The 675-nt window shown below is 46.4% G+C and carries 1 protein-coding gene; it reads left to right on the forward strand.

The features are described from left to right. Positions 1-675 (forward strand): transposase (locus H8S65_RS20860; protein ID WP_186931722.1); only part of this gene is annotated, 675 nt, incomplete at both ends.

Genomic DNA, 675 nt, shown 5'->3' on the forward strand with positions numbered 1-675 from the left:
AAGGCCAACAAATACACTTTCGTCTGGCGCAAGACGGTTGAGAGAAACCGGGCAAAGCTGATGGATAAGATCCGTGTCCTTTTAGAACAGGTGGATGAAGCCATCGCACAAGAGAATTCAGTAAAAGATACACCTGTGGAGTTTAGCCCCGCCATGCTCTCTGATATAGTGAACGAACTTAAAGATGCCTTGGAACATGCTCCAGAACCGAACGGTAAGGAAGAGAAAAAGACCCGTCGCCAAAAGGAGAAACAAATCAAGGAGCTTGAAAGCCATCGGGACAAACTCATGGAGTACGACAATCATCTTGATATTCTTGGTGGGCGCAATTCTTATTCTAAAACCGACCACGACGCTACATTCATGCGTATGAAAGAAGATGCCATGAAGAATGGACAGACCAAACCCGGATACAATCTGCAGATAGGTACGGAGAATCAGTTCATCACAGACTTTGGGCTCTTTCCTAATCCAACCGATACACTTACGCTCATTCCTTTCTTTACTTCATTTCTACACCGCTACGACAGGCTTCCGGGTATCGGTGTGGCAGACTCCGGCTACGGGTCGGAAGAAAATTACCGGTTTATGCAGGAGAACGGAATAGAGGCCTTTGTCAAATATAACTTTTTCCATAAAGAGCAGCGTCCCCGTTATGCCCCCAATCCGTTCCAT

The sequence above is a fragment of the Parabacteroides hominis genome (assembly GCF_014287585.1).
Classification (GTDB): Bacteria; Bacteroidota; Bacteroidia; order Bacteroidales; family Tannerellaceae; genus Parabacteroides; species Parabacteroides hominis.